Source organism: Azospirillum sp. UENF 111221, assembly GCF_058780625.1.
Genome location: NZ_JBSNCH010000001.1, coordinates 932,137 through 943,935, shown reverse-complemented (window position 1 = coordinate 943,935; position 11,799 = coordinate 932,137). Strand labels below are relative to the sequence as shown.

12 protein-coding genes are annotated in these 11,799 nt (G+C 70.1%); 8 read left to right on the top strand and 4 right to left on the bottom strand.

Translation table 11 applies throughout. The annotated features are described in order from the left end of the window. Positions 1-53 precede the first annotated feature (53 nt). From ACWPN3_RS04200 to ACWPN3_RS04190, 3 genes are all read left to right on the top strand, one after another. The gene (locus tag ACWPN3_RS04200) at positions 54-401 is read left to right on the top strand and encodes an ArsR/SmtB family transcription factor (protein WP_109447505.1); all 348 of its coding nucleotides are present in this window, start codon (positions 54-56) and stop codon (positions 399-401) included. Then, on the top strand, positions 398-601 hold the full coding sequence (locus ACWPN3_RS04195; RefSeq protein ID WP_109447507.1) for a YgaP family membrane protein: 204 nt from the start codon (positions 398-400) through the stop codon (positions 599-601). The genes ACWPN3_RS04200 and ACWPN3_RS04195 overlap by 4 nt, the downstream gene beginning before the upstream one ends. A gap of 167 nt (positions 602-768) precedes the next feature. Next, on the top strand, positions 769-1,020 hold the full coding sequence (locus ACWPN3_RS04190) for a hypothetical protein (RefSeq protein WP_109447509.1): 252 nt from the start codon (positions 769-771) through the stop codon (positions 1,018-1,020). Between the two features lie 12 nt (positions 1,021-1,032). Here ACWPN3_RS04190 and ACWPN3_RS04185 read toward each other — a convergent pair whose 3' ends face one another. Further along, positions 1,033-1,578: a GNAT family N-acetyltransferase gene (locus ACWPN3_RS04185; protein ID WP_492242448.1), complete on the bottom strand. Its 546-nt coding sequence runs from the start codon at positions 1,576-1,578 to the stop codon at positions 1,033-1,035. A 5-nt stretch (positions 1,579-1,583) separates the two neighbouring features. After that, entirely contained in the window at positions 1,584-2,723 is a 1,140-nt protein-coding gene (locus ACWPN3_RS04180; protein ID WP_492261115.1) for an MFS transporter, read from the bottom strand. 184 nt (positions 2,724-2,907) lie between these two features. Between ACWPN3_RS04180 and ACWPN3_RS04175 the strand changes: the two genes are divergently transcribed. Beyond that, entirely contained in the window at positions 2,908-3,807 is a 900-nt protein-coding gene (locus tag ACWPN3_RS04175) for a LysR family transcriptional regulator (RefSeq protein WP_492242450.1), read from the top strand. Between the two features lie 183 nt (positions 3,808-3,990). Next, the gene (locus ACWPN3_RS04170; RefSeq protein ID WP_492242451.1) at positions 3,991-6,399 is read left to right on the top strand and encodes a PAS domain-containing hybrid sensor histidine kinase/response regulator; all 2,409 of its coding nucleotides are present in this window, start codon (positions 3,991-3,993) and stop codon (positions 6,397-6,399) included. Positions 6,400-6,426: 27 nt separating this feature from the next. Here ACWPN3_RS04170 and ACWPN3_RS04165 read toward each other — a convergent pair whose 3' ends face one another. Beyond that, positions 6,427-7,125 carry a GntR family transcriptional regulator gene (locus ACWPN3_RS04165; RefSeq protein WP_492242452.1) on the bottom strand — a complete coding sequence of 233 codons (699 nt, stop codon included), beginning with the start codon at positions 7,123-7,125 and terminating at the stop codon, positions 6,427-6,429. A 97-nt stretch (positions 7,126-7,222) separates the two neighbouring features. On the opposite strand from ACWPN3_RS04165, the gene ACWPN3_RS04160 reads away from it, so the two are divergent. Then, entirely contained in the window at positions 7,223-8,440 is a 1,218-nt protein-coding gene (locus ACWPN3_RS04160) for a benzoate/H(+) symporter BenE family transporter (protein WP_492242453.1), read from the top strand. A gap of 6 nt (positions 8,441-8,446) precedes the next feature. Here ACWPN3_RS04160 and ACWPN3_RS04155 read toward each other — a convergent pair whose 3' ends face one another. Then, the gene (locus tag ACWPN3_RS04155; RefSeq protein ID WP_109447523.1) at positions 8,447-8,851 is read right to left on the bottom strand and encodes a 6,7-dimethyl-8-ribityllumazine synthase; all 405 of its coding nucleotides are present in this window, start codon (positions 8,849-8,851) and stop codon (positions 8,447-8,449) included. A 399-nt stretch (positions 8,852-9,250) separates the two neighbouring features. Here ACWPN3_RS04155 and ACWPN3_RS04150 point away from each other — a divergent pair, with 399 nt between their 5' ends. Both ACWPN3_RS04150 and ACWPN3_RS04145 read left to right on the top strand, forming a co-directional pair. Then, positions 9,251-10,357, top strand: a complete 1,107-nt coding sequence (locus ACWPN3_RS04150; protein ID WP_109447525.1) for a hypothetical protein — start codon at positions 9,251-9,253, stop codon at positions 10,355-10,357. Beyond that, positions 10,354-11,796 (top strand): hypothetical protein, encoded by a 1,443-nt coding sequence (locus ACWPN3_RS04145; RefSeq protein WP_492242454.1) that lies wholly within the window; start codon positions 10,354-10,356, stop codon positions 11,794-11,796. Before ACWPN3_RS04150 ends, ACWPN3_RS04145 begins: the two co-directional genes overlap by 4 nt. Positions 11,797-11,799 lie beyond the last annotated feature (3 nt).

Here is an 11,799-nt window from a genome sequence, read left to right as displayed (position 1 = left end):
GATGGATAAAGCACCTCTTGACCATTAAATAAGAATAATCTAATTTAGTGTCAATGAATGAATTGGACCGCAGCCATGTGAGTTCGGCGGCGCGCCTGCTGAAGGCGCTGGCCAACGAACGGCGCCTCTCCATCCTCTGCCTGTTGGGGCGCGGGGAACTCTGCGTCGGCGACCTCGCGGACGCAGTCGGGCTCAGCCAGTCGGCCTTGTCGCAGCATCTGGCGAGGCTGCGTGCCGAGGGCCTCGTGCGGACCCGCCGCGACGGGCTGACGATCTTCTACAGGCTGGCCAGCGCCGAGGCGGCTGCGGTGATCGAGGTGCTGGCGGGCCTGTATTGCGATCCTGTGCCGGAGGACTCTCCGGCTTCGGGCCAATCCTTGCATCGGGAGACATCGACATGAGCATCGACCGCATCGTAATGGCCTTCGCCGGAACCCTTGTCCTGCTGAGCTTGGCTTTGTCGCATCTGCACAGCCCGCAGTGGCTGTGGCTGACCGCCTTCGTCGGCGCCAACCTGTTGCAGGCCGCCTTCACCGGCTTCTGCCCGCTGGCGGTCGTCCTCAAGCGGCTGGGCGCCAGGGCGGGCGCCGCCTTCACCTGAGCCTATGCAGCTGGGGTCATGGCCAAGACGATCCGCATAGACCCTGAGGCCGCAGTCAGCCTTCGCCTGAACCGAAGGCAGACTGCGGCAAAGCCGCATTGTGACGTTCCGCCGCATCGATCAAGCTTGTCCCAGCTACGGAGGCTAAGAGGACGGGAGGACGGAGCATGGCTCTGCTGGATCGCGACAACGCCGAAGCCGATGGCAAAGGCCCGATGGCCGGGGTGGACCGCCGGCTGCTGGTGGTGGCGCTGTCCCTGGCGCTGCTGACCCTGCTGGCGGTTCTGGACCAGTACCGGCCGACGCCGGGATCGGCGCCTCCGATGGAGTGGCAAATCCCTGGCGTGGAACTGCCGCGGACGGTGCCGATGGCAAAGGCGCCCAGCCCGCGCCCGGACGAACTGCTGGGCGCCGACTGACGGGGTTGCCGGTCAGCCGGCCGGCGGGCTTTCGCTCCCGTCGCCGAGCGGCCGTTCCATCAGAACGCCGTCCAGCCAGCGGCCGAACTTGAAGCCCACGGCGGGCAGGATGCCGACAGGACGGAAGCCGCAGGCGCTGTGCAGGCCGATGGAGCCGTGGTTGGCGCTGTCGCCGATCGCCGCGATCATCCGGCGGTAGCCCGCCGCCTCGCACATCTCGATCAGTGGGTCCATCAGCGCCCGGCCGATGCCGCGCCGGCCCATGCCGTCGGCGACATAGACGGAATTCTCCAGCGTGAAGCGGTAGGCGCTGCGGGTGCGGTACAGGCCGGCATAGGCATAGCCGACCAGCCGCCCCTCGCACTCCGCCGCCAGATAGGGCAGCCCGCGGCCCAGGATGTCGGCGCGGCGGCGGGCGATCTCGGCCTCGTCCGGCGGCACCTCCTCGAACGAGGCGGTGCCGTGCAGCACATGGCGGGCGTAAAGGGCGGTGATGGCGGGAATGTCGGCGTCGGCGGACGCCCGCACGGTGATGGCAGGCCCGGTAAGGGAAACCATGTGGATCAGCTCCGGTCAGGACGGTCGGCGGGAAGAAGGAGGGCGCAGACGGTCGCCAACCCGCCGCCGACGCCGAGAAGCGCGAAACCCCAGCCCCAGCCGGCCACGCCGGCACCACCGGCCCGGTCCAGCATCAGACCGACCGCCAGCGGCGCCGCCCCGCCGGCGCCGAAGCCCAGGATGGAGCGGACGGCGAGCGCCGCCCCCAGGCTGCCCGGCTCGACCGATTCGGTCATCGCCGTCGACAGCACGGGGGAGTCGCCCAGCGCGGAAAAGCCGTAGAGCGCCGCCACCGCCAGGACCAGGGCCAGCGGCATCCCGTCCGTCCAGCCGATGGTGAAGGAGCAGGCGGCCCCCAGCACGCCCATCGCCACCAGCACTGCCCGCCGGCCCAGCCGGTCGGATGCGCGCCCCATCAGCAGCGACGAGAGGAAGCCCGAGATATGGATGGCACCGGCGATCCACAGCCCGCGCATGCCCGCCCCGTCGCCGCCGGCGCCGGCCAGACTGGCGGTCAGGAAGGCCGGCAGCCACGCCCACATGCCCAGCAGTTCCCAGCAATGGGCGGTGTAGCCGGCGGTCAGCAGGAAGGACCGGCGGTCGGACAGGAAACGGAAGGCGCCGCGCAGCCGCCGCGCTCCCCCGCCCGCCACCAGATTGGGCCGCCCGAGCAGTCCCGGCGTGGCGAGCAGCGCCGCCAGCAGCGGCCCCAGCCCGCAGGCGATGAAGGCCGCCTCGTAGCCGAACCGTTCGGCCAGCCCGGCGGCCACCGCGATGGAGGCGAAATAGCCGAGCGACCCCGCCGCCAGCAGCCAGCCCACCGCAGCACCACGCCGGTCCGCCGGCACGCCCTGTGCCACCAGCATGATGGAGGGGGCATAGGTGCCGCCCTGCGTCAGCCCCATCAGCGCGAACAGCAGCAGTCCGCTTTCCGCCGAGCGGGCGAAGAATGCGAAGGCGATGCCGGTCAGCGCCGTCGCCCAGCTGGCCCACAGGAAGACGCGCCTGGCGCCCAGGCTGTCGGCGAACCAGGAGGAATCCCACCAGCGACAGGGCGTAGCCGACGTTGAAGGCGGTCTGGATCGACCCGGCCTCTCCCGCCGACATGCCCCAGGCCTGCATCGCGGGCACGAGCGCGCCGGCATAGACCATGAAGGACAGCGAGGTGGCGAAACGGCTGGCGCAGAGCAGCACGAACCAGATCGGCCGGGGCGTTTGGGCAGGGGCGGGAGTGGCGATGGCGGCGGTCGTCATGCCCACACCGTCGCGGAGGGCCGGGGAAAAGGCAAATTTATTGATCTGATCGGAATCATAAGGAAGACTGGGGGTATGCGCGGCCTGAACCTTGACCAGCTCATCACTTTCGCGACCGTCGTCGAACATGGTGGCTTCACCGAGGCCGCCGGGCGGCTCGGCCTGACCCAGCCGGCGGTCAGCATGCAGATCCGCAATCTGGAGGAGCGTTTCGGCGTGCGGCTGGTGGAGCGGGTGGGCAAGCGCGCCCTGCCGACCGCGGCCGGCCGCGACCTGCTGCCCTTCATCCGCCGCCTGCGCGAGGAGATGGAGGCGGCATCGGCCGCCATGGGCCGCCACCGCTCCGGGCAGGTCGGGCGCGTGCGCATCGGCACCGGGGCCACCGCCTGCATCTACCGCCTGCCGCCGATCCTGACCGCCCTGCGCAGCGCCCATCCCGGGCTGGAGATCATCGTCGTCACCGGCAACACGCCGGACATCCTGGATGCGGTGGAGGGCGGAACGCTGGATCTGGCGCTGGTCACTCTGCCGGCCGGCCGCCCCGGCCTGTCCATCGAACCGGTCTGCGCCGAGGAGCTGGTCTGTGTCGGCCCCCGGGGCGACGCGCCGCTACCGGAGCGGACCATCGCCCCGGAAATCGCCCCTGCGGCGCTGGCGGACGAAACGCTGATCCTGTACGAGCGCGGCGGGACCATGCGGGCGGTGATCGACGGCTGGTTCATGGCCGGCGGCATCCAGCCGCGTCCATCGATGGAGCTGGGCAATGTGGAGGCGATCAAGAACCTCGTCGCCGCCGGGCTCGGCCGGTCGATCCTGCCGTCGGTCACGGTGGCGGGGCCGCAGGATTGCGACCGGTTCGCAGTACAAGCTCTGACGCCGCCATTGGTCCGCACCCTTGGGTTGGTGTTGCGGCGTGACAAAGTGCTCGATGCCGGCGTGCGGGCAATGGTGAAGGCAATCACCGATATGCGGTAACGACATCGTCTGCATTTTGGATATCGCAATCGTCCGGAATATTGCTTTTGGAAGGTTTACAGCCGCTTTGGGCATTGCGCACTCTCGACGAATGAGCGTTTCGTTTTTCTTTGGGCGCCTATGACCGAACAGCCGTCCGTCCCGACCGAGCCCGCCGATAACCGAACGGGAGCCGGGCCGGATTTGCCTGCCCCGCCAAAGACAGATGTGCAGGCAAGGCTGGAGGAGCTTGAGCGCGAGAACGCCCGGCTCCGGTCGGCGCTGTCCACCGCCCTGTCCACCACCCAGGACGGCCGCGACGATCTGTTGACGGTCACGGCGCTGAACGAGGATTTGCGCACCGCCTTCACTGCGCTGGAGCGCAGCCGCGCCGCCCATGCCGACAGCGAGAGGCGGCTGCGCGCGATCCTGGACAGCGCCATCGGCCACGCCATCCTGACCCTGGATCCTGCCGGCCTGATCACCAGCTGGAACCCCGGCGCCGTCAACATCCTGGGCTGGAGCGAGGAGGAGGTGCTGGGCCGGCCGGCCGACATCCTGTTTCAGCCGGAAGAGGTCGCAGCCGGCGTGCCCGACGCCTTGCGGGTCCACGCCCTCGCCGAGGGCCGCATCCGGGAGGAACGGCCTGTCCGCCACCGGGAGGGCTTCGCCGTTTGGGGCGCGCTGACCATCCTGCCGCTCCAGGGCGACGAGGAGGGATTCCTGTGGATCCTGCATGACCGGTCCGACGAGCGGCGGATGGAGGAGGCGATTGCCGACGTGCGGCGGCGCGCGACCGACATCCTCGACAGCATCGACGAGGCGCTGGTGGCGCTGGACTGCGAGTACCGCGTGATTTACCAGAACCGCCGCGCCGAACAGCTCGACCATCAGCCGCTGTCGGCGGTGCGCGGCCGCCGCCTGTGGGAGGTGTGGCCGCAACTGGCGGGATCGGACCTGGAGGCGCTGTGCCGCAGGACGATGACGGAGCGGCAGCCGACCGCCATCGAAAAGCGCTTCGACGGCGAAGACACCACCTTGTGGCTGGAGGTCCGCTTCCTGCCGACGGCGGAGGGGGTGGGCTGCTTCTTCCGCGACATCACCACGCGCAAGCGGGCGGAGGAGGAGGCCCGCGCCTCGCACGAGCGGGCGGTGAAGATCCTGGAAAGCATCAGCGACGCCTTCTATGCCGTCGATCACGACTGGCGCTTCACCTACATCAACCGCAAGGCCGAACAGGTCTGGGGCCGCTCGCGCGACACCCTGCTGGGCCGCCGCGTCTGGGAGGCCTTTCCCAAGGTGCTGGGCAGCGAAGCCTTTGAAGCGCAGAAGCAGGCGGTCTGCGAAGGCCGCGAAATGACCGTCGAGGTGCTGTCTCCCACCATGGGCAATTGGCTGGAGGCCAGCATCTATCCCAACGCCGACGGTCTCTCGGTCTATTTCCGCGACATCACCGCCCGCCGGCAGGCGCAGCAGGCGCTGTTGCAGGCGAAGGAAACGGCGGAGGCCGCCGACCTCGCCAAGGGCAAGTTCCTGGCCGCCGCCAGCCATGACCTGCGCCAGCCGTTGCAAGCGCTGCTGCTGTTCGTCGACGTGCTGAAGCCGCATGTGCAGGGCAGCCAGGGCGCCACCGCGCTGATGCATCTGGGCCGCGGGCTGGACGCGCTGAAGGAGTTGCTGGACAGCCTGCTCGACATGTCGCGGCTGGATGCCGGCGTGGTCCAGCCCAACATCGAGAATGTGCCGGTCGCCCCGCTGTTCGACCACATCGCCGCCTCCTACCGGCCGGTGGCGGCGGCCAAGGGGCTGGAACTGCACGTCCTGTCCTGCAACGCCGCCGCCCGGACCGACCGCACCCTGCTGACCCGCATGGTGCGCAATCTGGTGGAAAACGCCCTGCGCTATACCGAGAGCGGTCGGATCGACATCGAATGCCGCCGGGCCGGCGGGCGGCTGCTGATCGAGGTGCGCGACACCGGAATCGGCATCCCCTCCGACCATCTGGAAAGCATCTGGGAGGAATTCCATCAGGTCGGCAACCCGGAGCGCGACCGCAACCGCGGGCTTGGGCTTGGGCTGGCCATCGTGCGGCGGCTGTCGCTGCTGCTGAACCATCCGGTGGACGTGACCTCGAAGCCGGGGCAGGGGACCAGCTTCGTCATCGCCCTGCCGCTTGGCCGCAAGGTCGAGACGCCGGTGACCGCAGCGGAGGCGGCGACCGCCGGCCGCGGCCGCTTCGCCGTGGTGGTCGACGACGACGCCATCGTTCTGCTGGGGCTGGAGACGATCTTCCGCGACTGGGGCTATCAGGTGCTGGTTGCCGGCTCCGCCCAGAAGGCGGTGGAGGGGTTGAGCCGCATGGGCCGCCGCCCCGACCTGATCGTCGCGGATTACCGGCTGCGCGAAGGGCGCTACGGCACCGAGGCGGTCGCCCGCATCCGCGCGCTGTACGACGACCCCGGCAGCGCACCGGTCCCCGGCCTGATCCTGACCGGCGAGACCGGTCCCGAATGCGAACGCGACGCCGCCGCCCACGGGCTGGGCATCATCCACAAGCCGGTGACCCCGCGCCAGCTCAGCCACGCGTTGGGCGAATTGCTGGGCGCGCCCTGACAGGGCGGGGCGCCGCCCCCGCCTTCCTCACCCCCGCCCATCCAGGAAGGCGCTCAGCTGCTCGCCCGCCTGGATGACGTGGCGCACGACGATGTCGCAGGCGGCGTCCGCATCGCCGGCACGGCAGGCCGCCAGCAGGGCGTGATGCTCGTCCTGGGAGCGGGGATGGTAGCCCAGCGCCGAGAACTGGAAGCGCAGATAGCGGTCGGCGGCGGCGAGGTGCTGCTCCACCAGCGCCAGCAGGCGCGGCCGGCCGGCGCGGGAATAGAGCGTCATATGGAAGCGCCGGTTCAGCTCTCCCATGCGGCCGGGATCGGCCTCCGCATCCATCTCCGCGATCAGCTCCGTCGCCAAAGCAAGGTCGTCCGTCGTCAGATGCGGCAGCGACAGCCGCAGGGCCGCCGGCTCCAGCGCCGCCCGGATGGCGCCGATGTCCGTCGAATCCTCCGCCGAGATCTCCGCCACCACCGCGCCCCGGTGGGGATGGAACTCGACCAGCGCGCGGGCCTCCAGCTGGCGCAAGGCCTCGCGCACCGGCATGCGGCTGACGCCGAAGGCGGCGGCGAGATCCTCCTGGCGCAGCGGGGCGCCGGCCGGAAGAACTCCCTCAAGGATCGCCTCGCGCATCGCCGCTTCGACGAACTCGGTCGCGGTGCGGAAGCGCGGCCGGTTGCGGGCGATCAGCGCGGCCAGATCGGGAGCCTGTCTGTCTGATGGGTGGGACATAGGGGGCCTGAAAAGTGGGAAAAAGCCGCTTGCCTGGATATTGGATCCAATTTACCTGTCGGTTCCTCTCCTGTCCATCCATACGAAAGGACCGGCCATGACCGGCTCGTCGTCCGCCAAGCGGACCGCCTCCACCGCCCCAGCTCCCGGCCGTGGCCTGTCGCCCTCGGCGCTCGCCACCGGCGGTCTGGTGGCGCTGGTCGGCTATGCCAGTTCGGTCGCTGTGGTGATCCAAGGGCTGGCGGCGGTCGGGGCGGACACGGCGCAGATCACCTCCGGGCTGGTGGCAGTCGGCTTTTCCATGGGGCTGTCGGCGATCTGGCTGGCCTGGACGCAGCGCAAGCCGATCAGCGTCGCCTGGACGACGCCGGGCATGGCGCTGCTGGCGGCGACCGGCCCGGTGGCCGGCGGCTTTCCGGCGGCGGTGGGGGCCTTCCTCACGGTCGGCGGGCTGATCATGGTGGCGGGGCTGTGGCGGCCGCTCGGCCGCTGGATCGCGGCGATCCCGAAGCCGCTCGCCAACGGCATGCTGGCCGGGCTGCTGCTGAAGCTGTGTCTGGCGCCCTTCATGGCGATCGGGCAGGCGCCGGGGCTGGGACTGCTGGTGCTGGCGACCTGGGCAATCGTCGGGCGCTTCGCCCGGCTCTATGCGGTGCCGGCGGCGGTCGCGGTGGCGCTGGCGGCGATGGCGATGAACCCGCCGGTGTCGGGCGCGCTGCCGGCCGATCCCTGGCCGACCCTGTCGCTGGTCGCCCCGGCCTTCACCTGGGAGGCGCTGGTCGGGCTGGCCCTGCCGCTGTTCGTCGTCACCATGGCGTCGCAGAACATTCCGGGCCTGGCGGTGCTGGCAACCTTCGGCTACACGCCGCGGGTGCCGCCGGCCTTCCTGGCGACCGGCTTCGCCTCGGCCCTGACGGCGCCGCTGGGAGCGCCGACGGTCAATCTGGCGGCGATCACCGCGGCGATGTGCGCCGGCCCCGATGCCGACCCGAGGCCGGAGCGGCGCTGGCAGGCCGCAGTCACCGGCGGTGTCGGCTACATCGCGCTGACTGCGCTGGCGGCGGTCACCGCCACGCTGGTCACCCGCTCGCCGCCGATCCTGATCGAGGCGGTCGCCGGTCTGGCGCTGATCGGTGCCTTCGGCGGCTCGCTGCTGGCGGCGGTGCAGGCGGAGGAGGAGCGCATCCCCGCCTTGGTCACGCTGCTGGTGACCGCGTCCGGCCTGTCCTTCTTCGGGGTCGGATCGGCCTTCTGGGGACTGCTGTTCGGCGGGGCGATGCATGTGCTGCACCGGTGGCGCCCCGCCAAAGCATAAGCAACCTCAGCCCTGCTCGATCAGGTCGGCGCAGGCGTTCACCGCGGCGGCGGCGTAGGGGCGGATGCGCGGCGGGATCTGCGACGGGTTGATCCCCGGCCCGAGGATGCCGACGCCGACCGGCTTCATGAACTGGAGTTGCAGGTCGATCAGGCTGCCGATGACCGCATGGCCCATGACGTTGCCATGCTCGGTCTCGCCCCGCTCGATGATGCCAAGAGCGACCGCGCCGGCGACGTCCTCGCGCATCAGCAGGCGCTTGATCGCCAGAGGCTTTTCCATCGAACCGGGAACCCAGACCTCCGCCACGATGCCGAGGCCGCGGCTGGCGGCGACGGTGCGCGCCTCGTCCAGCATCTCTTCCACCTCTTTGCGGTGGAACCGTCCGAGCACGATGCCGATGTTACTCACCCTCTGCGTCTCCTATGGTCGCGGTGTCACGTCCGTCCAAACTGTCGCGTCGCCGCGCAAAGCGCAAGGGCCGTCGCGCGGCACCCGGAAGGGGGCGCCTGTATGGAGATTTCCTTCCGGCTTTATAAAGTTGCCTGGATAAATCGCGCCGCTTTGCGGTGATGTCCAAGCGTCCGGAAAGCAGACCGGGGGAAAACCTTATAGATAGGCCCACGCTCGTCGTGCAAGCTGTTGCCAAGTGCGACAGGCCGTCGCATGGCGCTACAATTCAGAACAAATTGGTCTCCGCCTCCTTTCTTACGACCATGTAATATTGCGGGTATGGCGCAATCGCGGGATCCGGCCGATGGACCCGTGGTGGTGCCGGCAGAGCGATCAGGCGAATCCGGAACGGCAATCATGTTGAAAGGTGCGATCGAATACGCGCCGTCGACCTTCGAGGAGCGGGGGGCCGCGGTGGCCTTCACCACGCCGCTGCTGTCCCAGACCCGCGTGCGCCGCGGCGAGCGGTCGAAGCTCGAAGTGCTGATCCCCAGCCTGTCGCAGGGCATGGGCATCTATGTCGTCGCCTGGAAATCGGTGCCGGAGATGGTGTCGATGACCATGCACGACCGCTACCTGCACGACCTCATCGTGCGGGAGGAGTCCTGCTCCCCGTACGAGATCCGCCGGGCGACGCTGAAGGCGGCGCGGCGCGGGCTCGCCGGGCCGAAGGCGGCGCAGGCCGCCCGCCGCGCGCTCGACGAGGATGAGGAGCAGGGCACCCTCACCCATTATCTGCTGATCCTGTCGATCCTGAAGGCGGTCGGGCTGGAATCGCCGGAGATGCTGAAGGCCGGCATCGACACCGACGAGGGCCAGCGCCTGACCCGGCAGCTGATGACCCGCGCGGCGGAAAGCCTGCGCATGGACGCGACGCTGCTCTATGCCCGGCTGGCCGACATCGCGGCCGTTACCGCGCCGGTGGGGCTGGCGCACTCGCCCCGGCCGGGCCGGCTGACGCGCGGGCTGAACGACCTGAAGGGCTTCCGCGACGGTATGATGGACTGGGCGCGGGACGTGCCGAGCGACGCCGCCCCGGTCGCGGAGTTCTGCGCGGAGGTGGCGCAGCACACCATCGACATCGGCGAGAAGGTGCTGGGCGATTTCCACCGCCGTATCGAGGCCATCGGGCCGCTGATGCGCGACTGGGACGACGCCTTCATCCGCGTCCGCACCCAGGCTGCCCGCATGGCCTGGCTGCTCGACGGCTGGAGCCACATCACCGGGGCGTGGGAGGTGGCGCAGGCCGAGGACCACCACCAGCAGGCCGCCACCGTCAACGATTTGTTCCGCATCCTGCCGCTGCTGCCCCGCCGGGAATCCAGCCGCGATTTCGTCGAGGATTCCAAGCAGGTCAAGATGGCCCACCGCCGCTCCGTCCGCATGCTGGAGGATTGGCGCACCGGCCAGATGGACATCGATGCCATCCGCCGGATCGAGGCGGTGAAAGCCCGCGCCCCATGACCGGACCGGCGGACGGACAGGGCGGGGGCGACCGCCTGCCGGGGCTGGAAAGCCGGCTGTTCGACATTCCCGAGGACAAGTTCATCGAGGTGGTCCGCCTGCTGGAGCGGGTGCGCGACCACCCCGACGTGCGCCAGACCTTCGCCGCCATCCGCCCGCGGCTGGTCCAGGTGCGCCCGAGCCGCCGGCCGACGCTGAAACGCGTGCTGTGCATGCCGTTCGAGGATGTGCTGGAAAGCTTCAACGGCCTCGACGTGCCGGTGGGCCGCATCGAACGGCGGGTGATCGACCCGGTGTGGCGGCTGGTGACGGAGTGCGGCGACCGCGCCCTGATCGACCAGCTCGACCGGCAGGTGCAGGAGACGGCACCCGGCAATCTCAATGCCCTGCGCAACATCGGGCGCCGGCTTTGGCCGATGGCCGCCCAGGCCGTAAGGGGCGCTGTCGGCGCTGCCGGGGAGCCGGACACCGGCCGTCAGGCGCTGTGGCGCGTTCTGCAGGGCGACGAGGAGATGCGGCGGCAGCTGCTGGACGTCGCCGCCTTCCTCGAGATCGGGCTGACGATCGAATCGCTGAAGGACACGCTGGCGCCGAAGCCGCTGGCCGTTCTGGACGACCCGCATGTGGACGCCATCGAGCAGGCGGCCCAGGCGGTGGCGCGGCAATCGGCCGGGCTGGTCTATTACCTGCTGCTGGTCGCCGCCTCGCGCATGGCGAACCCGGCCGACCTGCTGACGGTGCTGAACGATCTGGATTTCGGCAAGGCGCGGCGCGAGCAGCCGGCGATCTTCGCCCAGCTGAGCGGTCTGGTCGTCACCAATCTGGAGGAGCGCTCGGCCCGCCTCGAAAGCAGAGACGGCGGCAAAGGCGCCGGCACCGGGCCGGGTGCGGCTGCCGTCGCCATCGCCCCGGAGGAGGCCGTCGCCATTGCCGAGCGGCTGGTCGCCAGCATCGACACCACCTCCGCCGTCATGGATGTCCTGGCCGACCCGGTCTATCGCGAGCGGCTGGATGCGGTGAAGGCGACCGTGCGGAGCATGGTGGCCGGCGCCGTTCTGGACACCGCGCCCGCCGGCATCCTGACCGCCGTCCCGGCCCCCGCCGCGAATGGCCGTCCCGCCCCGGTGGACGAGGACGCCCAGGCCGCCGCCGAGGACCACGCCCGCGCGCTGCGCCGCTGCGAGGGGCTGGCCGGTGCGCTCGGCCTGCACGAGCCGCTGAAGGACGCGATGGCGTCGATGGAGAAGGGGCTGACGGCGCGGGCACAGGCCCTGCTGGCGGACTATCCCAAGGCGGCCGGCGACCCGGACGATGCCGAGACGGCGGAGATGAACCTGTTCTACGCCCTGCGCCTGCTGGAGCTGGTCGCCGGTCCCGCCAAGGCCGACCGGCTCCGCACCGCCATCATGGCCGCGACGGGAGAGTTCGCGGAGGAGTAGGGC

Coding starts and splice junctions, on each gene's coding strand:
- ACWPN3_RS04195 (WP_109447507.1), top strand. CDS start 398: ATGAGCATCGACCGCATCGTAATGGCCTTCGCCGGAACCCTTGTCCTG.
- ACWPN3_RS04190 (WP_109447509.1), top strand. CDS start 769: ATGGCTCTGCTGGATCGCGACAACGCCGAAGCCGATGGCAAAGGCCCG.
- ACWPN3_RS04145 (WP_492242454.1), top strand. CDS start 10,354: ATGACCGGACCGGCGGACGGACAGGGCGGGGGCGACCGCCTGCCGGGG.
- ACWPN3_RS04160 (WP_492242453.1), top strand. CDS start 7,223: ATGACCGGCTCGTCGTCCGCCAAGCGGACCGCCTCCACCGCCCCAGCT.
- ACWPN3_RS04165 (WP_492242452.1), bottom strand. CDS start 7,125: ATGTCCCACCCATCAGACAGACAGGCTCCCGATCTGGCCGCGCTGATC.
- ACWPN3_RS04180 (WP_492261115.1), bottom strand. CDS start 2,723: ATGCCGGCGCGCTCGTGCCCGCGATGCAGGCCTGGGGCATGTCGGCGG.
- ACWPN3_RS04200 (WP_109447505.1), top strand. CDS start 54: ATGAATGAATTGGACCGCAGCCATGTGAGTTCGGCGGCGCGCCTGCTG.
- ACWPN3_RS04150 (WP_109447525.1), top strand. CDS start 9,251: ATGTTGAAAGGTGCGATCGAATACGCGCCGTCGACCTTCGAGGAGCGG.
- ACWPN3_RS04185 (WP_492242448.1), bottom strand. CDS start 1,578: ATGGTTTCCCTTACCGGGCCTGCCATCACCGTGCGGGCGTCCGCCGAC.
- ACWPN3_RS04175 (WP_492242450.1), top strand. CDS start 2,908: ATGCGCGGCCTGAACCTTGACCAGCTCATCACTTTCGCGACCGTCGTC.